Genomic DNA, 17,498 nt, shown 5'->3' on the forward strand with positions numbered 1-17,498 from the left:
ACCAGACGCCACTAGAAGTTTTTCGGAGTTGTTCGAATTAAACTTGTAATCTGCCTTTTAATAAAAATTTGAATAAAAAATAAGGAGCTCAAACATGACGCAAAAAACAATGTCAGAAATATTAAAAAAATTAAGAATACTATATGATTCTTCGGCTAAAGACTTCTCAACACTACTCGATATCTCACCAAGCTATTTGTCAGAAATAGAAAATGGAAAAAAGAGCCCAGCCTAAAATTACTGAATAAATATGCTGATGTTTTGGGCATTAAAACTTCAAGCATTTTATTATTAGTTGAAGATTCTAATTTTAGTAATGAAAAAAATATGGCAGAAAAGGTAGTGTCTAGTGTTCTACAGAAACTACTAGGCACTTTGACAGCAAAAGGAACATCAAATCTATAAAATTCTTTTATGAAAAAAACATATAATATCGACCAAAATGCGCTTTATAATTGCAGTAGTAAAAAAAATTATCCAAATTATTACATATAGATCTACAAGATCTTATTAAACTATCGAAACAGAGTGACAAAAAAATATATAACCTATCAAAAGAGGAAAAAAATAGTACTGAAACTCGTCCTATATCTGCACCATCTGCTTCCTTAAAAAAAATTCAAAGAAGAATATTCAAGTTACTAAAAAGAATCGATAGGCCAGACTATCTTATGGCTGGTGAAAAAGGAAAGAGCACACTTAAGAATGCTCACAAGCACCTTAAAAACAATCAAATTTTAAAGTTAGATATGTCAAACTTTTACCCGAATTGTACTCGAGAATATATTTATTCTTTTTTTAACAAAAAAATGCAATGTAGCCCTGACGTTAGTGAGCTATTATGCAATTTATTACTGTACAATAACGGTCTATGCCAGGGCTCATCTCCCAGCATGGTATTATCTTTTTTTGCGTACCAAGATATGTTTTTTGAAATAAACAAAATAGTAAGTGAGCGAGGTTTAATTATGACTACTTGGGTAGATGATATTACAATATCAGGTCCTGACAATTTCAATAATAAAAGATAATCTCACTAATTTCAAAAGTTGTTCATGCTTATGGGCATAAAATAAAAAATAATAAAGTTAATTTTAGTAGGAAGAACAGTGCAAGAAGAGTAACAAGAATTATCATAGATAAACAAAAAAATTAAAAGTGCCTAACCGTATACGAAATGAAATTATACAATTATTTAAAATATTTAAAATTAATCCAACCAAAGAGATGAAGTCCAAACTCATAGAAAAAATAAATTTTGCACAAAGTATAGAAAAGAATGCATTTGAAGAACTAAAAAATCAAATTAACAGCATAAATATTACAAATTAAGTTGTAATTTATTTAAACTAATTTATGAAAAAAGTTCCCCCTCTTCAGTAATAATACAAAAATAGCTGTAGAGGGAAAATGTCTGACGAAAATCAACTGGATACACCAACCTAACATAATGCCGGCTAACGAAAGCAAAAAAGCAGATTCCAGTACTTGGGGCCTGCTTTTCTCTTTGTTAAGGTGTCTATTTTGAAATTTAACAGTTAACAATTGATGTGATTCTCATAGATTTCAAAAAATCATTTTTTTGAAAAAATGATCTTTTGAGAGTCTTGATGCAATTTTTTTTGATGTATTGGACTAAACTTTCTGATAGGGCAAATAGAATGATAAAAAGTAATATCGATAAAATCCAATTAACGTGCCAAATGAAATTAGTAATTAAAGCATTCAATTGGAGTGCCACAGCAGCACTCCAATTGATGTAAGATAATACTTTTTTCACACTTCCTTCCTTTCTCAACACTGTTTTAATAAAGAAGTTATTTTTTAGAATCTTGAGAAGTATTTGTAAGATAACGTTTATTAAATAATAACTAGTAATAAAAAAGATGACTGATAAAAAATCCTTTACAAAATTATTATGAAAAAGAAAATGAATAATAAAAAAGAAGATCATGGTTGAAATCAAATAGAGTATCACCTACTAATTAATAATTTTCATGAGAACGTTGAGCTCTTGAATTAATGATGGCTGACGTAGCCGTAAAAAGCCAAACAAGAACGCTTAAAAATTCATATTTATTATGAATATGAATACTACTAAATATATTCACGACCATTACAAATGTGATTATTGTCAAAACTAAAGTATGATATTTTCGAAACAGATTGTACAAATTTATTCTTCTTTCTTTGACTTATTCTTATTTATATTGTCTCAAATTCCTCTAAAAAAAGAGTCCCAAAAACTTTTTTGATGTTCAAAGTTAAGTAAAAGGGTTGCAACTAAGACTACAAATACATTTTATTAGTACAGTCATCATTTTGTTTTTTCAACTCTTAATCAAAAATTCTGAGGAAGATATCATTTTATAAAAGAAGATTTTTTCATGCTCGATATCTACTATAATATAACCTAACTTAAGTTCAACAAAGTTCAAAGTAATCACTCTCACAAAAAAACAGAACTTGATACCTATCAAACCATGGATATTTGCTTAGCGTAATCGTACATTATGCTAAGCTCATTTTTTGTGGATATTTTGCAAAATATAATAAAGGATAGGCAATTCAATTAGCAAAACTACTATAGTAATTACAATTGAATATTTTGGCATAAAACTCTCTATCTCAATTTGAATAGCTGAAGTTATAAGGACAGTAATTATTATTACTACCTTTGCTAATTTATCTTTTTGCATATTTTTCAGTTTTCCTCCTTCTCTTTACACATTTCGTGGAATTATAGACTCCCACTTTTTCCAAGACAACAGACACATATCGGATTTGTGAATAACAGTCCAATAACAAAATATTAATTGTTATTTGTCATTTAGTAACACGTATTCAATTATCGATATTTTCTTGTTGCTTTTATCCTAATTAAAAACCTAAAATCAACAAAAGCTATAATCCTCTAGCCATTACCACAAATATTTTTATATCTTTTAAAGAGTAAAACCGATTGAACTCATTTTTAATAAAAAAGCTTACGATTTAAAATCGTAAGCTTTTTCTGTCACCTGTCAGCAATTTTTTTATTCAAAAAAAGTACCATTTAGATTAATTTTATTGATTTTCCTTGAGTACTAAAGTAACACTTCTCAAGATTTTTAACTACTAATGCCCACTGTTGCAGGCTTCTATGGAGAAGAAGGGATTCGAACCCTCGCACGCTTTAACACGTCTACACCCTTAGCAAGGGCGCCTCTTCAGCCTCTTGAGTACTTCTCCGTAACAGATAATATCATAACAGATAATGTTTGTTACGGCAAGCATTTTTAACGGTTCTCGATTGCCATCACGGACAAATTGAAGTTGTCCCACAATCCTTGATCGTCATTCTTAAAGTCTTCCATCAAAGAGCTGCCCTTTGGCTTAATGGTTGCGGAAAGCTCATGATAGACATCGTAAAGCTCCAACTCCTTCTGGTTGTTCCACTTAACCGTGTAAAAGGTACCATCCATCCGGTAGTCCAAAATTTCTTCCAAACCACGCAAAAGGGTCCGCTCAATCATTTCTTCTTCGGTGACCGCTTCACCTCGGGCATTCAAAATCGCCACTTGGTCCTTTACCTGTTGATAATCATCAGCAACTTCCATGTTATCCATTTTGTGGCCGCCTTTCATTACTCTTTTTTGCTGTTCTATATTATAATTGAATATATCTATTATACTAAGGTGATTTGAATGACACAACTCGTGACAACAGAAGAAATGCAGGAACTAGACCAATACACGATGACAACCATCGGTTTGTCAGAAGATGTTTTGATTGAACGTGCGGCTTTAGCCGCCTTGGACGTTCTTGGCGCCGGTGCCTATGACCTCTCCAACGTCTTGGTCTTAGTTGGCCTAGGCAATAACGGTGCCGATGGGATTGCCCTTGCGCGCTTGTTGCACCAGTTGCACATTCCCGTTTCATTACAGTTTGTCGGTAATGCCAACAAGGCTAAGCCCGCCGTCAAGCATCAGCTACAAATTGCTGAATCCTGTGGCGTTCCCCGTTCTGAAAAATCAGACTTCAAGCAGGCTTCATTAATCATCGACGCCATCTTTGGGACTGGATTAAATAAGGATCTACCTGAAGGCCTGCAAAAGATGGTCAAGGCGGCCAACCATATCGAAAGTACCGTTGTGGCACTCGACCTCCCGACAGGTGTGAATGGCACTACCGGCCAAATTATGGGTGCCGCACTGAAAGCCAAAACGACAATTTCCTTTGGCTTTATCAAGGCCGGTGTCACTGAGAATCCAGGAAAAAAATCTGCTGGACAAGTCCTGGTCAAGGATATTGGGATTGTCGTCCCAGAGGACTTCCAGTTCTCAATTAAAGAGCAATAGCAATACTACGAAAAAAGCCAAACCTCGAAGGGTTTGGCTTTTTTGTCGCATTTGATTACTACTTATTTATGATAAGTCGAACCCGCTGAAATCATCATTGCTCGATAAATCTGCTCAACCAACACCAAACGCATCAGCTGGTGCGGCAGCGTTAACCGTCCAAAGGAAAGTAAGAGGTTGGCGCGCTTTTTAATGGCGGGGTCCAACCCCAGGGATCCACCAATAATGAAGGTGAGGGTACCGTGCCCCGTGTTCTTGGCAGCTTCTAATTTCTGCGCAAAGTCTTCCGAAGCTAGTTCCTTCCCTTCAATCGCTAAAACAACGACAAAGTCCCGCTCCCCAATTTTTCCTTGGATTCGTTCCGCTTCCTTTGCCTTGATTTGTTGATTTTCGGCTGCCGATGCTTTTTCAGGCGTCTTTTCATCAGCAACCTCCACCATTTCAACAGTCCCGAAACGATTCAAGCGCTTGGCATATTCCGCAATTCCCTTTTTCAAGTAATCTTCTTTTAATTTTCCAACCGTTAATACTTTAATTTTCATTTTAATTTCACCACTTGTTTTGGTCTAAAATCAAAACTTGTTCCCTTTCATTCAACTTATCCACTTTTTTATCCACTATTCCCCAGACTTATACCCACAAAATCAGCCAACATAGACCAATTTCTGCTGGTTTATCCCCAAACGCACCACTTATCCACAGGCTTTTGGGGGGACTTTTCCAAAAAGAGAAAGGCGATAAGACTGGGATTTTTGAAAACTTATCCCAAATTTTCCCCCATTCCCCTTTTTACGAACAAAAGAGCACATCTGTTCCCCTTAAGTCCATGTCAACATTCGTCTTTTTGCCACATAGTCTAAGGTTGTCCTTGTGATAAAGCGCTGAATACCGGCTTTTTCCACAGAAAAGGCGAATTTAAAAACTCTTTTGTAACTCAACTATTCATTTTACCGCAAATCAACCGAACAGACATTCTAAAATTGGTATAGTCGCTAATTTTATTGATTAGATGTCATTTTCCATCTGTTTATTAAATTTATCCAATCGTTTCGATAAAGGAACAATTCACTAAATCACAGTCAACAAAAAAGCGGATAACTAGGAACGTAATTCCAAGTTATCCGCCTTCATTTTTTAAGACGCCTCACGCGCCTTCAGAGCCTTCAAATAGGCCTCGAGGGTTAGATGATGTTTTGTCATATACTTCGCATTTGTGACCCCAACATACCGGAAATGCCAGGACTCATAATCGATGCCCGTCTCCTTAATCGATGCCTTGTCCTTTGGGTAACGAAGAATAAAACCATAGTCAGGGGCGTGGTCAATTAGCCAACGCTGCGAAGCGAACTGGTCCATCTCACCAGTTAAGCCTGGATACTTCGCTAAAGCATCGTTTCCAGCTAAATCAATGGCCAAACCAGTTTGGTGTTCGGATGAACCAGGTGTTTGCACAACCCTCTTAGTTTCGGCCAACGCCTTTTCCTCCGATTCACCATTCTTTTCGTTGTTTGCTAAGACATTCGCAAAGACTTCCTTCTGATATTCAATTGATCGGTAGCCTGACACCAAGGTGGTATCATAACCGGCCGCCTTGGCTCCTGCCATAAAATCAATCACGCTTTGCTGAATCTTTTGGTTAACAACCTTATCCCCAACCTTAGCCTGGGTAAAACTAATTTCCTGATTTTCTGGATGTTGCTTATTAATCAATACAAGGTTCCAGTCGGTGCTCTTGACACCCTTTGGCAGGCTAGTTGTCGTTGCCTTTGTCTGTGACTGGCTCGTTTTCTGGCCTTGATTTTGCCTATGTGATCCAAGTGCCAACCAAGCAATCACCGCCAATAAAATCAGAACGATAATCACCGCTATGATTCTTTTTTTATTTGTCATCAGCAAACCTCCTATGGCCTTACGGTACAAAAAAAGACTGGAATAAATTCCAGCCTTTTATTTTATGATGGTCAGTCAGGGGCTCGAACCCTGGACCCACGGATTAAGAGTCCGTTGCTCTACCAACTGAGCTAACTAACCATGGATGTCTTTCACAACAAAAGATATCATACCATATATAGTGACAATCGGCAAGCTTTTTCACCAAAAAAGTGGAATTTTCTAATTTATTCTTCTTCCGCTAGCTTAGCTTGGGCCAAATAGAAGCAACCAATGATACCTGCATTATCTCCAGTCGAAACGGGCACAATGTAGTCCTCAAAATCAGGTGTTGCCAAATAGTTACGGAACTTATCCGCAAAGGCCTTCCGAACCATTGGTAACAAATTTTCACGGTGTGGCACCCCACCACCAAAAATAATCTTATCGGGACGGAGGATGACCGTAAAGTCGACAGCGGCCTGTGCTAAGTAGTCGGCTTCGATTTCCCAAGCGATATGATCATCAGGCAATTCCTTGGCCGTCATGTCCCAACGCTCGGCCATAGCCGGTCCAGAAGCCAAACCTTCCAAACAGTGGTCTTGGTGAAATGGGCAATGGCCCTGATAGTCATCCTTTGGATGCTTTTGAATCATAATGTGGCCTGCTTCAGGATGGCCGTAACCAGCTAGAAAATGGCCACGGTTGATGATTCCAGCACCAACACCAGTACCAATCGTCAGGTAAACCATTGATTGATTTTCCTTCACAGCCCCCGTCTTATACTCTGCCCACGCAGCGCCATTAACGTCCGTGGTCCAGTAGTAAGGAATGTCACGCCAGGCTTTCATTCGACCCATGAAATCATAACCAGACCAACCACGTTTTGGTGTGTCTAAGACGCGGCCATAAGTCTTGGACTCCGGGTTAATATCAATCGGTCCAAACATCGCAATCCCCATTGCTTTGATATCCTCAAACTGATCAAAGTAGGCAATCACCGCATCAAGCGTCTTTTCACCGTCTTCAGTCGGAATCGACTGACGGTCAACAATCTTCATATCCTCATCACAGACAGCTAAAACAAACTTCGTACCGCCGCCTTCAATTGCTCCTAATAGTGCCATGGCGAACATCCTTTCCGCTTTGTTTTGAACCGGAGGTTGATTTTAGTCAACACGTTTCTTTACCTTTATTGTAAACGCTTACAGAAAAACAAACAACACTTTTTTGCTTTTTTATTAATTATATTACAAAATCGCACTAAAAAAAGGCCTTTTGGCCTTTTAACTTTATTTGCGGTCATCATAGCCGTTTGGATGCTTTTCTTTCCAATTCCAAGCTGTTTTGATGATGTCCTTCACGTTGTCAAACTTTGGTTGCCAGCCCAAGACTTCTCGAGCTTGCGTGGAATCCGCAACCAAAATATCAGGGTCACCAGAACGGCGAGGGCCAACCTTGGCTTCAATGTTTACACCAGTTGCTTCACGGGCTGACTCAACCATTTCCTTAACAGAAAAACCAGTGGCTGATCCCAAGTTAAATTGAGCTGATTTGTTACCCTTAGCCAAGTAATCCAAGGCCAAAATGTGAGCGTCTGCCAAGTCAACAACATGGACGTAATCACGGACGTTGAAACCATCTGGCGTGTTATAGTCATCCCCAAACATTTCGATGTAGTCACGTTGACCGGCTGCTGCCTGCAAGATGATTGGCACCAAGTGTGTTTCTGGACCGTGGTCCTCACCAATTGATCCATCATCAATGGCACCCGCCACGTTGAAGTAACGCAAGGCCACCCACTTGATGTCATAGGCTGAATCGGCCCAGGCCATCATCTTTTCCATCATCAACTTTGATTCCCCATAGGGATTGATTGGGTTTTGTGGGTCAGTTTCCTTGATGGGAATGTTGACTGGGTTACCATAAGTAGCGGCCGTTGATGAGAAGACAATCTTCTTCACATCAAAGTCTTTCATCACTTCAAGCAAAGTCACCATACCTGCCGTGTTGTTATCAAAGTACATCAATGGTTCGGCAACGGATTCAGGCACAATTGAGAAGGCTGCAAAGTGAACAACGGCATCGATGTTCTCTTTTTCAAAAACTTCCGACAAAGCCTTCTTATCACGAATGTCGACTTGGTAAAACTTGGCTTCTGGGGCCACCGCTGCCCGGTGGCCCTTGACCAAATTATCAACAACAACAACATCCTGGCCTTGGTCCAACAACCGGCGCACCATGTGCGAACCGATATAGCCAGCGCCACCTAATACTAATACAGACATTTACTTTTCCTCACTTTTTTGTCCGGGTCGATCCATCCAGGTAATCACGGCTTCCGCCGAAATACCGTCTTCTTTGACAACCCGGTGTCTTGATTTATTATCTGTTAAAATCGCTTGTGATTCAACTTGGTGACCGTAATGGACTTCGTTTTCATAACGAATGGTCAAATTAGTCGCCTCATGGTCTTTCAAGAAATCAAAGGGCAATACATCCAGCATCCACTCCAAATATTTGGAATTGTTAACGTGGCGGTTTCCATCAATGTCCAAGAAGCGCACTTGATAGGGTCGCCTAACCTGAACATCTTCATCTTTAATTTTATCAACTTTGACCATCTTGTCCAAGCGATGCACCTCTTGGCCACCATAGGGAACCACCAGGTCCTCTGGCAAGCGCTGCATTCGCCTGGTCTCTAGATCAATCAAGGCCCAAAGGGAATCAATATCAATAATGACCTCACCATTGGCATCCTTAAAGTAAAAACCACGCATGGCAAAGAAAGAAGACCATTCACCAGCCTTGGTTTCGATTGTAATTTTTTCACCTAATTTTGGCCGGCGAATAATCTTTAAATCATATTGTAAGATGACCCAACCCAAACCGCGTTTATCGGTTTCGGTATAGCCAACGTTCAAATGCTCACCCTGAAGTCGTGAGCACAGGATGGCCAGATTCAAGACCATTGGTAATGAAAGCTTTCGTGTCAAATCGACCTGATAATACTCAATAGGTCGTGTAATTGAAAAAATATCAGCCATGGTCTTCCTCGATTTGATGATAAATTTTATAAACCTCTTGCCGGTTTAATCCCCGATCCTTGGCCACCTGCTTGATGGCTTGATTGGGCTTTTGACCGGCCGTCACTAATTCGGCCACCGCTTGGTCCACGGGGAGGTCAGCCGTTTCAGCCAAGACTTGTGCATCTCCTTGCTGTGGCTCGGCCATTTCTTTTAGGTCTTCTGTGTTAGCGCCGGCAACCATCAAAACAAATTCCCCACGGGCCTGATTTTCAACTAGCCAATCGGCCAACTCTTTCGTGGTCCCGCGCAAGAATTCCTCGTACCGCTTTGTTAACTCCCGAGCCAAGACGACGCGACGGTTGGGGCCACAAACAGTTAGTAGATTTTCCATGGTTGCCTTTAGGCGATGAGGGGCCTCATAAAAAATCAGCGTCTCTGGCCGACGAGCAAGGTCCGCCAAAACAGCCTGTTGCTCCCCCTTCTTTCGTGGTAAGAAACCATGAAAATAAAAGGGTTGAGGCACTAAGCCAGAAGCAATTAGGGCTGTAATACCGGCTGAAGCACCTGGCACAGGCACAACTGGAATCCCAGCAACAATTGCTTGGGCCACTAGTTCCTTCCCCGGATCCGAGATGGAGGGCAAGCCCGCATCAGAAACTTGGGCAACCGACTGCCCTTCCAAAAGATCTTGAACAATCAGTGGTGCCTTTTCCTGCCAGTTATGTTCGTGCAGTGCCGTCTTTTTGGTATGAATATCAAAATAATTTAATAACAGCTGTGTATGTCTTGTGTCCTCAGCAGCAATCACATCAACAGTCGACAAGACCTCAATGGCGCGATTTGACATGTCCTGAAGGTTACCGATTGGTGTGGCAACGAGGTACAACGTCCCCGTTTTTTGTTCTGCAAAACTTTTTTGTACCTGCATATCATCCTATCCCAAGGCTATTGTGATTTCGAGCCCTAGCTTTTCTAACCGACTTTGCCAAGAAATATTAACGTTTTTCAATTGGTCGGTTTGCAAAATCAGCTTACCCACTGCTAACAGCTGGTCTGGTTGATAACGTTTGACCATTTCCTTATAAAAACCAAGCAACTGTGGAAAAGCCAATTGGTCTTGATCAACATAAGCATAAACTGCTAAATCGCGACCGAGTGACTGAAGCCAAGACAGAACCTGATTTTCCTGGTCCTTGAGGGTCACCAAGGGCAAAAGCTGTCCCTGCAGATAAGCCATTAAAGCCACATCCTGCGTCATTGCTAGCTCAAACCACTTGAAAACCTTTGTCTGGGCTTCCTTGGCAAAAGCCTCCTTCGCAGCCTGACTATCCAGGTTGACTTGATTGGAGGCCTGTAGATTCACCAGCTGGGCACGCGATCGAATCGTTGCCAAGACATCGCTTGCTTTATTTGCTAACAGCAAAATCAATTGCGGGCCCGCCGGTTCCTCGATAAACTTCAACAAGGAATTAGCCGCGGCCGTCGTCAACGTATCCGCCTGGTCGATCACGAAGATTTTTCGTTTTCCTTCCAAAGCAGTTGTCGTCAGCTCTGGGACCAAGGACCTGATTTGCGCGATTTTAATCGCTGCTCCCGGTTTTTCGGGTAAAACGGTCACAAAATCAGGATGGTCAAAGGCCGCTAGTCGCTGCTTTGTCAGCTCATCTTGGCCAAGGACAAAGGAAGCTAACGACTTCGCCAAGGCGATTTTTTCAGCATCCCCCACACCGGTTAACAAATAGAGGTGTGAAAGGCGATCTTCTGCTACCGCTTGCTCAAACTGGCGGTAATTAGCCGGATAAGCCGCTTCTGCCATTGCCTGAAAGTCTTGGTCAACAAGAGCCGGTTCGGCGGTATTTTGGGCTATTTGACCCTTGTTACTGTTTTTTTTAGCCATTAAAAATTAGAACTGGTAGAAATCATCAATTGTCTGCGTGAAGACAGTGGCCCCACCCACTTCGACTTCGACTGGGAAAGCACCTGTCCGCTCCCCCTCCACGCTAATTGGTGGCACCATAAATTGCTTCCGCTTTTGTGAAATATCTTTAATAATTTGCAGAACTTCCTCAACCCGGTCCTCATCAATAGCAATGATGAAGGTCGTGTTACCAGACCGTAAGAAGCCACCGGATGTGGCGAGACGAGTTGCTTGAATCTTAGCCTTGACGAAGGCGTTGGCTAACTTTGTTGCATCTTTATCTTGAACAATGGCATTGACTAATTTCATCTTTTTACCTCCAATAGGTCGCCAGGACCTGCTTGACTTCTTCAATTACAGCTTGAACATCTTGGTTGGCGTTGACCAGCTTGATTCGTTTGGGGATTTTTTCCACCAATTCCAAATAAGTTTGACGGACCGTCTGATGGAAAGAAAGTTCCTCTTCATCCAGTCGGTCAATCTTGCCCTTTCGATTGGCAAAAATCCGCTCCAACCCAACCTCAACCGGTAAATCCAAGTAAATCGTTAGGTCTGGTAGTTGCCCCTGCGTGGCAAAAGCATTTAACTCGGCAATTCGGCCAACACCCAGTTCACGCCCACCACCTTGGTAGGCTAATGACGAATCAAGGTACCGGTCTGACAAAACCACCTTGCCCGCAGCAATTGCCGGTTGGACGGTTTGGACAAGGTGCTCACGCCGAGAAGCGGCATAGAGCAGCGCTTCCGTCCACGGATCCATTGCTGGCTCCGTTTTTTCTTGGAGAAGCGTTCGAATTCCTTCGGCTACTGGTGTTCCACCTGGTTCTCTGGTTACTAAGACATCCGCCTGAGCCAATTCTGCTAAGTACGGGCGCACCGCCTCAATCACCGTGGTTTTCCCTGCACCCTCTGGACCCTCAAATGATAAAAAATGCATCTCACTCATGTGAAGCTCCTATTCCTGTGGTTGCTTGAAAATCAGCGGTTGCTTCGCCACCGCTTTGCGACGCTTTGCTTCATTGTAGAGGTACAAGAACTTTGCCTTATCGACTGCCGTTTGGGCCTGAATCATATGACCGTTGACCCGCGAATCAACCAATGCCGTTTCGGATTCTTGCGCTTGGTGATATTCTAAACGCGCTTGATTAATTTGACTTAAAAGCAATTCATCAAACTCTTCTTTGAGAAAACCCGTATTCACTTTTTTCTTTTTATTAAACATTAGAGCTCATTTCTGCCTTCGATGGACTTAATCAAGGTCAGTTGGTCAGCATAATCGATATCGGCTCCAACCGCTAAGCCGGTTGCTAGTCGGGTTACTTTAATATTGGCTGGCTTCAAAAGGCGCGCCAAGTACATCGCGGTAGCTTCGCCATCGGTATTGGCGTTCGTCCCAACAATCACTTCTTGAATCTGTTCATCCTTTGAAAGGCGCTTAATTAAAGATGGCAGATTAATATCCTCTGGCCCTGTTCCGGCACTGGGGGAAATCACGCCATTTAAGACATGATAAAGTCCGTGGTATTCCCCAGTCTGTTCCATCGCCATCACATCCTTTGGATTTTGCAAGACCAAAACCGTACTTTGATCACGGCTAGGATCGGAACAAATGGCACAGGGATTTTCATCCTTTGTTGTTATATTACCGCAAATTTCACAAAATGTAACTGATTCTTTCGCCGTTGCCAAGGCGTTTGCAAAGGATTTAACATCTTCTTGATCCATCCCCAATGTGTAAAAGGCTAACCGGCTGGCGGTTTTTGCCCCAATCCCCGGTAACTTCGAATATGAATCGATTAATTTTGCAATTGGTTCTGGATATTGCATGTCCTATTTTCCTTCATCATCTGTTTTGGTCACAACGACCAAATCATCCCCAAAGAGATCCTTTGCCTCTTGAACTAAATCAGGCCCTTGGTCAACTTTTTCTTGGTTCGCCGTCTCAATCATTGGAGCCACCTGGTCGTGATTGGCTTCTAAGACAGTCGGAGTCAGGTCAGCGAGTGAAATCTCGATTTTTTGTCCCGATCGCAAGGCTGCCACGTAAGCCGCCCGATCGTTTTGCCATTCGTCCTTACTTCGCAAGACTAAAGTTTCTGGTAGCTGATTTTCCCGCAGAGCATTTGCCAAGTTCGCCAGTAAATCGTTATTCTGTAAACTAGCATCCATAATGGCCGGAAAATCAAAAGCTAAAATCAGGGCCTGGTCGGAAGAGGCCATTGGTTCGACCGTCTGCAAGACCGCCTGATCTTTGACTGCAAAGCCCTTGACTAAGTCGGGCCAGATGTTTTGCGCCTGTGTCAGCCGTTCACGCTTTGCTTGAGACAGAACCGCTTGAACTGGCTCTTGACCGATATAAACGGTTGGGAGCGCTCGAGTAGCTGGCTGGCTGGTAGCCGTTGTTGCTTGGGCCGGCTGTTCTTGAGTGTCCGCTGTACTTTGCTTTGGCTCTGCTACTGGCCGGCTTACCTCAGGTTCAACTGGTGAACCTGGTTCTTCACCGGCAAAGTCATCTTCCGCCAACAAATCAGTGTTCTGCTCTGGCTTTGTGCTTGGTGCCTGCTCTTGTTGAGCATGTTGGTTAGCAGCCTCGATAGCAGCTGGTTGGGCTTGTAATGTTTTTGCAACCCTAACCCCGGTCGTTGTATCTTGCTTTGTATCCAAAGCATAAACAGCGGCTGACTTAATCTGGTCTGTGTCAACTGCCTTAGCAGTTGGCTTGACTTGTTTCTCAGTTGCGCCATTTGTCAGCGGTGTTTGAGTCGACTGACCCTTTGAGACTGGCTGACTTTTGTCTTCGTCTGAAAGCGTCAACTTAACCGTTAAGATTTCAAGGTAAATATCACTTTGCAGCGAGGCCGCCAACTGGGTTTTTACGTCGTCGATAACAACGAGCATTTGCTGCAACTGGTCTTGAGAGATTTTGGTTTTAAAGGCCTTTAACTCTTCCACCTTGCTGGTTGCCTTGACCAAATCCGGCGCTAAATCAACGAGCATCACATCCCGCAGGGTCGCCATCAAATCAGCTAAGAAGCGATTGGCATCCTTCCCTGCCAACAAAATCGCAGACAAAGTGGCCAAAGCGGCCGCCGTATCTTGGTCCAACACCTGATTTAAGTAAGTCAGTAACTGATCGATTTTGACCGAACCGGTTACCGTCAGGGCGTTTTCGAGCGTAATTTTATCGGGACCGTAGGCAATCACCTGGTCCAAAATTGACAAAGCATCGCGCATCCCACCTTCGGCGGCAGTCGCCACAACATCTAAGGCTTGGTCTTCAAATGCCTGATTTTCCTGGTGTAGGATTTCAGTCATGCGGTTCTTAATTGTCTCGTTTGAAAGGCGCTTAAACTCAAAGCGCTGTGTCCGCGACAGAATCGTTGCGGGCATTTTTTGCACTTCAGTCGTCGCTAAAATAAACTTTACCTGAGCTGGTGGCTCCTCTAAAGTCTTTAAAAGCGCATTAAAGGCCCCCGTCGATAACATGTGGGCCTCATCAATAATATAAATTTTAAACGGTGCTTCAATCGGCGCGTAATTAGCCGAATCACGGATGGAGCGGATTTCATCAACACCGTTGTTCGAAGCAGCATCAATTTCAATAATGTCAGGGTGGGACTCATTTGCATGGCCTTCGCTGATACCATTAACCTCTCGAGCAAAAATTTTGGCCGCTGAAGTCTTTCCCGTTCCTCGTGGTCCCGAGAATAGGTAGGCGTGACCCGTTTGCTTTTGCTCGATAGCGTTCTCGAGCGTCTTGGTAATCACTTCCTGGCCGACCATTTGCTCAAAAGTCCTTGGCCGGTACACCCGGTAAAGTGCTTGATATGCCATGGTGGTCCCCTCCCTTACAAAAAAAGCCGCCGTTTGGCGGTTTTACTATGTACACAAGCACAAGGTTAATCAATCTTAGAGCTGCTACATTTCTGTCCTGACTCGGTTCGAAAGGCAACCCTTGCCTGCACTGTTATTATAGCGAAATATCAGGTTTTTAGCAAGCGTTTCCCAAAAGAAAAATCAGCCTGGAAACCTGATGATTACTCACTTTCGGCTAACTTTTTCAGTTCCTTGGCAGCCTGCTTTTTTGCCTTTTGCTTCTGACGGATTTCTTGAAAAAAATCCTTCAATAAGGCCCTAGATTGCTCAGCCTTAACACCCGCGTAAGCTTTCACTTGATGGTTCAACCGTTCGTCTTCAAAGACATTATAGAGAGACGAGACAGCCCCTGCTTTTTGGTCCTGGGCACCATAATAGACCAATGGAATCCGAGCGTTGATGATGGCACCTGCACACATCAAGCAGGGCTCTAATGTTACAAAGAGTGCCGTATTTTCCAGGCGCCAAGTATCGAGCTCCTGATTTGCCTGGTTAATCGCCAATAATTCAGCATGACTACTGGCCTCTTGATCAATTTCCCGCCGGTTGGAACCGGTCGCAATCACCTGCCCGTCTTTGACAATCACGGCACCAATTGGCACTTCACCAATTTCACCCGCCCGCTTCGCCTCCGTTAAAGCAACATCCATAAAATAAGCCACTTGGTCAGAGCTTAAAGTTGGGATTTCAGCCATTGACTGCCTCCAAGACATAGTAGCCTTTATTTTTACCGGCAATCGAAACATCATTGAAAACGGCTTCCAGGTTCTTTCGAGCTGATGGTGCGCCCTGCTTTTTTTGCAAAACAGCCAACAACTTCCCACCTGGCAGCAAATGATTTTTAGCTTCCTGGAGCATCGCTGTCACCACTTGCTTTCCAGCTCGAATTGGCGGATTGACCAAAATTAAGGCATATTGGTCCTGAACGTCTTCATAAATATTGGACTGGAAAACCTTCACCTGGCTGCCCACCCCGTTTTTATTGGCATTCTTTTGGGCCAAATCAAGAGCGCGCTGATTCACATCGACCATGTCAACATTCTTATTCAGCGCCTTGGCAATAGCAATCCCCACCGGACCGTAACCAGTTCCCAAATCCAATACCCGACCAGCTGGAAAATCAGTTTCCGCCGCGACGGAAAGCATCGTCCGTGTCCCAAAATCCACCGTTCTCTTGGAAAAAACACCAGCATCCGTCGTGAAATGCAAATTATTGCCTAAAAGCTCGAAATCAAAATTTTGATAGTCATGGGCTGCATCTGGTTGCGCTGTGAAGTATTGTTCACCTGAAATTTTTTCCGTCATTGCGTTGTCGTCCTCTGTTCTCATTTTACTAAAATATGTACAAAAAAAGAGCCCCTAAAGGCCCGTTTTCTAGGATTACTTCAAAGTAACTGAAGCGCCGGCAGCTTCCAAAGCTTCCTTCAATTCGTTAGCATCGGCTTCGGCAACGCCTTCCTTAATAACAGAAGGTGCGTTGTCAACCATGTCCTTAGCTTCCTTCAAGCCAAGACCAGTAGCTTCACGAACTGCCTTGATAACCTTAACCTTAGCAGTACCTGCTGAAGTCAATTCTACGTCAAAGTCTGACTTAGCAGCTGCGCCATCGGCACCAGCAGCACCAGCAGCGGCTACAGGAGCAGCGGCTGAAACGTCAAATTCTTCTTCGATAGCTGAAACCAAATCAGCCAAGTCCAAAATTGTTGCATCCTTCAATGATGCGATAATCGCGTCTTTATCAAAAGCCATGATTAATTCCTCCAATTAGTTTTTAAATAGTTTGTAATTTATAGTTGTGCTTATTCAGCAGCTGGGGCAGCTTCTTCAGCTTCCTTCTTTTCTTGCAATGCCTTAACAGCATAAGCGAAAGAACGGATTGGGAACTGGAATTCGGCCATCAACTGACCAAGCAAACCTTCGTAAGAAGGCAATGAAGCGTACTTGTTGATTTCATCAACACCAGCAATACTTCCGTCAACAACACCACCCTTAATAACGAGCTTGTCATTTCCGTCAGCAAACTTCTTCAAAATGCGGGCTGGGGCAACAGCGTCGTCGTTTGAGAAGGCAACGGCTGATGGGCCAGCAAACAAATCGTTCAATTCTTCGAAACCAGCTTCCTTAGCAGCACGTTCCAAAACCTTGTTCTTGATAACTTCCAAAACAACGCCTTCTTCACGCAACTGTGAACGCAAGTCAGTTGATTCAGCAACAGTCAAACCACGAGGGTTGACAACAACAGCGGCTGAAGCGGCCTTAAATTGATCGGCAACTTCTGAAACCTTCTGTGCTTTGATTGCAATAGCTTGTTCACTCATATGAAATTCTCCTTTCAAAGATTTTTTTGCAAAAGAAACCCGCCTGCAAAAGACAGACGGGTAAAGTTAATTGATAACTTCCTCGGCAGGATATTAAGGTGCAAGCACCACCTGAGTCTTAGGCAAAATTGATTTTATTTACTTATTT

General features: G+C 42.8%; 21 protein-coding genes, 2 tRNA genes, 1 other RNA gene and 1 other annotated feature. Of the genes, 3 read left to right on the plus strand and 21 right to left on the minus strand.

What is annotated here, in order from left to right; translation table 11 throughout:
• Positions 1–94 precede the first annotated feature (94 nt).
• A complete protein-coding gene (locus FEFB_RS08970; RefSeq protein WP_235271954.1) occupies positions 95–235 on the plus strand; it encodes a helix-turn-helix transcriptional regulator in 141 nt (46 codons plus the stop codon).
• Positions 236–539: 304 nt separating this feature from the next.
• Complete coding sequence (locus FEFB_RS09155) at positions 540–1,031, plus strand: reverse transcriptase domain-containing protein (RefSeq protein ID WP_369795895.1); 492 nt, start codon at positions 540–542, stop codon at positions 1,029–1,031.
• 1,491 nt (positions 1,032–2,522) lie between these two features.
• On the opposite strand, the gene FEFB_RS08695 is transcribed toward FEFB_RS09155, so the two are convergent.
• The 3 genes from FEFB_RS08695 to FEFB_RS03045 all read right to left on the minus strand — a co-directional run bounded on the left by FEFB_RS08695 (position 2,523) and on the right by FEFB_RS03045 (position 3,608).
• Positions 2,523–2,699 (minus strand): hypothetical protein, encoded by a 177-nt coding sequence (locus FEFB_RS08695; protein ID WP_161795087.1) that lies wholly within the window; start codon positions 2,697–2,699, stop codon positions 2,523–2,525.
• Between the two features lie 444 nt (positions 2,700–3,143).
• Positions 3,144–3,231: transfer RNA gene (locus tag FEFB_RS03040), tRNA-Ser, on the minus strand.
• Positions 3,232–3,278: 47 nt separating this feature from the next.
• A complete protein-coding gene (locus FEFB_RS03045; protein ID WP_047974780.1) occupies positions 3,279–3,608 on the minus strand; it encodes a hypothetical protein in 330 nt (109 codons plus the stop codon).
• A 78-nt stretch (positions 3,609–3,686) separates the two neighbouring features.
• Here FEFB_RS03045 and FEFB_RS03050 point away from each other — a divergent pair, with 78 nt between their 5' ends.
• The gene (locus tag FEFB_RS03050; protein ID WP_047974781.1) at positions 3,687–4,340 is read left to right on the plus strand and encodes an NAD(P)H-hydrate epimerase; all 654 of its coding nucleotides are present in this window, start codon (positions 3,687–3,689) and stop codon (positions 4,338–4,340) included.
• A gap of 62 nt (positions 4,341–4,402) precedes the next feature.
• Here FEFB_RS03050 and rlmH read toward each other — a convergent pair whose 3' ends face one another.
• The 18 genes from rlmH to rplJ all read right to left on the minus strand — a co-directional run bounded on the left by rlmH (position 4,403) and on the right by rplJ (position 17,350).
• Positions 4,403–4,882, minus strand: coding sequence for a 23S rRNA (pseudouridine(1915)-N(3))-methyltransferase RlmH (gene rlmH, locus FEFB_RS03055; RefSeq protein WP_047974782.1), 480 nt, complete (start codon positions 4,880–4,882; stop codon positions 4,403–4,405).
• Positions 4,883–5,474: 592 nt separating this feature from the next.
• Positions 5,475–6,230 (minus strand): M15 family metallopeptidase, encoded by a 756-nt coding sequence (locus tag FEFB_RS03060; protein ID WP_047974783.1) that lies wholly within the window; start codon positions 6,228–6,230, stop codon positions 5,475–5,477.
• Positions 6,231–6,298: 68 nt separating this feature from the next.
• Positions 6,299–6,371 (minus strand) — tRNA-Lys (locus tag FEFB_RS03065).
• Between the two features lie 86 nt (positions 6,372–6,457).
• On the minus strand, positions 6,458–7,336 hold the full coding sequence (locus tag FEFB_RS03070; protein ID WP_047974784.1) for an ROK family protein: 879 nt from the start codon (positions 7,334–7,336) through the stop codon (positions 6,458–6,460).
• Between the two features lie 165 nt (positions 7,337–7,501).
• On the minus strand, positions 7,502–8,497 hold the full coding sequence (gene galE / locus FEFB_RS03075; protein WP_047974785.1) for a UDP-glucose 4-epimerase GalE: 996 nt from the start codon (positions 8,495–8,497) through the stop codon (positions 7,502–7,504).
• Positions 8,498–9,256, minus strand: coding sequence for an acyl-[acyl-carrier-protein] thioesterase (locus FEFB_RS03080; protein WP_047974786.1), 759 nt, complete (start codon positions 9,254–9,256; stop codon positions 8,498–8,500).
• A complete protein-coding gene (gene rsmI, locus FEFB_RS03085; RefSeq protein WP_047974787.1) occupies positions 9,249–10,166 on the minus strand; it encodes a 16S rRNA (cytidine(1402)-2'-O)-methyltransferase in 918 nt (305 codons plus the stop codon). The genes FEFB_RS03080 and rsmI overlap by 8 nt, the downstream gene beginning before the upstream one ends.
• Before the next feature lie 6 nt (positions 10,167–10,172).
• Positions 10,173–11,135 (minus strand): hypothetical protein, encoded by a 963-nt coding sequence (locus tag FEFB_RS03090; protein WP_053068936.1) that lies wholly within the window; start codon positions 11,133–11,135, stop codon positions 10,173–10,175.
• A gap of 6 nt (positions 11,136–11,141) precedes the next feature.
• Positions 11,142–11,465, minus strand: a complete 324-nt coding sequence (locus tag FEFB_RS03095; RefSeq protein ID WP_047974788.1) for a cyclic-di-AMP receptor — start codon at positions 11,463–11,465, stop codon at positions 11,142–11,144.
• A 4-nt stretch (positions 11,466–11,469) separates the two neighbouring features.
• Positions 11,470–12,102, minus strand: a complete 633-nt coding sequence (gene tmk, locus FEFB_RS03100) for a dTMP kinase (RefSeq protein WP_047974789.1) — start codon at positions 12,100–12,102, stop codon at positions 11,470–11,472.
• A gap of 9 nt (positions 12,103–12,111) precedes the next feature.
• Positions 12,112–12,378 carry a YaaL family protein gene (locus FEFB_RS03105; protein WP_047974790.1) on the minus strand — a complete coding sequence of 89 codons (267 nt, stop codon included), beginning with the start codon at positions 12,376–12,378 and terminating at the stop codon, positions 12,112–12,114.
• Positions 12,378–12,983 carry a recombination mediator RecR gene (gene recR, locus FEFB_RS03110; protein ID WP_047974791.1) on the minus strand — a complete coding sequence of 202 codons (606 nt, stop codon included), beginning with the start codon at positions 12,981–12,983 and terminating at the stop codon, positions 12,378–12,380. The genes FEFB_RS03105 and recR overlap by 1 nt, the downstream gene beginning before the upstream one ends.
• Positions 12,984–12,986: 3 nt before the next feature.
• Positions 12,987–14,990 carry a DNA polymerase III subunit gamma/tau gene (dnaX, locus tag FEFB_RS03115; RefSeq protein ID WP_047974792.1) on the minus strand — a complete coding sequence of 668 codons (2,004 nt, stop codon included), beginning with the start codon at positions 14,988–14,990 and terminating at the stop codon, positions 12,987–12,989.
• Between the two features lie 46 nt (positions 14,991–15,036).
• Positions 15,037–15,123, minus strand: an RNA gene (gene ffs, locus FEFB_RS08435) — signal recognition particle sRNA small type.
• A 70-nt stretch (positions 15,124–15,193) separates the two neighbouring features.
• Positions 15,194–15,727: a tRNA adenosine(34) deaminase TadA gene (tadA, locus tag FEFB_RS03120; RefSeq protein ID WP_047974793.1), complete on the minus strand. Its 534-nt coding sequence runs from the start codon at positions 15,725–15,727 to the stop codon at positions 15,194–15,196.
• Positions 15,720–16,337: a class I SAM-dependent methyltransferase gene (locus tag FEFB_RS03125; protein WP_047974794.1), complete on the minus strand. Its 618-nt coding sequence runs from the start codon at positions 16,335–16,337 to the stop codon at positions 15,720–15,722. Before FEFB_RS03125 ends, tadA begins: the two co-directional genes overlap by 8 nt.
• A gap of 75 nt (positions 16,338–16,412) precedes the next feature.
• Positions 16,413–16,781, minus strand: a complete 369-nt coding sequence (gene rplL, locus FEFB_RS03130) for a 50S ribosomal protein L7/L12 (protein ID WP_047974795.1) — start codon at positions 16,779–16,781, stop codon at positions 16,413–16,415.
• 50 nt (positions 16,782–16,831) lie between these two features.
• On the minus strand, positions 16,832–17,350 hold the full coding sequence (gene rplJ, locus FEFB_RS03135) for a 50S ribosomal protein L10 (RefSeq protein WP_047974796.1): 519 nt from the start codon (positions 17,348–17,350) through the stop codon (positions 16,832–16,834).
• 22 nt (positions 17,351–17,372) lie between these two features.
• Positions 17,373–17,491, minus strand: a sequence feature (ribosomal protein L10 leader region).
• Positions 17,492–17,498: the final 7 nt, after the last annotated feature.

The organism is Fructobacillus sp. EFB-N1 (genome assembly GCF_001038455.1).
Lineage (GTDB): Bacteria > Bacillota > Bacilli > Lactobacillales > Lactobacillaceae > Fructobacillus > Fructobacillus cardui.

Coding starts and splice junctions, on each gene's coding strand:
- FEFB_RS03070 (WP_047974784.1), bottom strand. CDS start 7,336: ATGGCACTATTAGGAGCAATTGAAGGCGGCGGTACGAAGTTTGTTTTA.
- rplJ (WP_047974796.1), bottom strand. CDS start 17,350: ATGAGTGAACAAGCTATTGCAATCAAAGCACAGAAGGTTTCAGAAGTT.
- FEFB_RS03080 (WP_047974786.1), bottom strand. CDS start 9,256: ATGGCTGATATTTTTTCAATTACACGACCTATTGAGTATTATCAGGTC.
- FEFB_RS03045 (WP_047974780.1), bottom strand. CDS start 3,608: ATGGATAACATGGAAGTTGCTGATGATTATCAACAGGTAAAGGACCAA.
- FEFB_RS08695 (WP_161795087.1), bottom strand. CDS start 2,699: ATGCAAAAAGATAAATTAGCAAAGGTAGTAATAATAATTACTGTCCTT.
- FEFB_RS03125 (WP_047974794.1), bottom strand. CDS start 16,337: ATGACGGAAAAAATTTCAGGTGAACAATACTTCACAGCGCAACCAGAT.
- tadA (WP_047974793.1), bottom strand. CDS start 15,727: ATGGCTGAAATCCCAACTTTAAGCTCTGACCAAGTGGCTTATTTTATG.
- FEFB_RS03060 (WP_047974783.1), bottom strand. CDS start 6,230: ATGACAAATAAAAAAAGAATCATAGCGGTGATTATCGTTCTGATTTTA.
- rlmH (WP_047974782.1), bottom strand. CDS start 4,882: ATGAAAATTAAAGTATTAACGGTTGGAAAATTAAAAGAAGATTACTTG.
- rplL (WP_047974795.1), bottom strand. CDS start 16,781: ATGGCTTTTGATAAAGACGCGATTATCGCATCATTGAAGGATGCAACA.
- recR (WP_047974791.1), bottom strand. CDS start 12,983: ATGCAATATCCAGAACCAATTGCAAAATTAATCGATTCATATTCGAAG.
- FEFB_RS08970 (WP_235271954.1), top strand. CDS start 95: ATGACGCAAAAAACAATGTCAGAAATATTAAAAAAATTAAGAATACTA.
- FEFB_RS03050 (WP_047974781.1), top strand. CDS start 3,687: ATGACACAACTCGTGACAACAGAAGAAATGCAGGAACTAGACCAATAC.
- dnaX (WP_047974792.1), bottom strand. CDS start 14,990: ATGGCATATCAAGCACTTTACCGGGTGTACCGGCCAAGGACTTTTGAG.
- FEFB_RS03105 (WP_047974790.1), bottom strand. CDS start 12,378: ATGTTTAATAAAAAGAAAAAAGTGAATACGGGTTTTCTCAAAGAAGAG.
- galE (WP_047974785.1), bottom strand. CDS start 8,497: ATGTCTGTATTAGTATTAGGTGGCGCTGGCTATATCGGTTCGCACATG.
- FEFB_RS03090 (WP_053068936.1), bottom strand. CDS start 11,135: ATGGCTAAAAAAAACAGTAACAAGGGTCAAATAGCCCAAAATACCGCC.
- FEFB_RS03095 (WP_047974788.1), bottom strand. CDS start 11,465: ATGAAATTAGTCAATGCCATTGTTCAAGATAAAGATGCAACAAAGTTA.
- tmk (WP_047974789.1), bottom strand. CDS start 12,102: ATGAGTGAGATGCATTTTTTATCATTTGAGGGTCCAGAGGGTGCAGGG.
- rsmI (WP_047974787.1), bottom strand. CDS start 10,166: ATGCAGGTACAAAAAAGTTTTGCAGAACAAAAAACGGGGACGTTGTAC.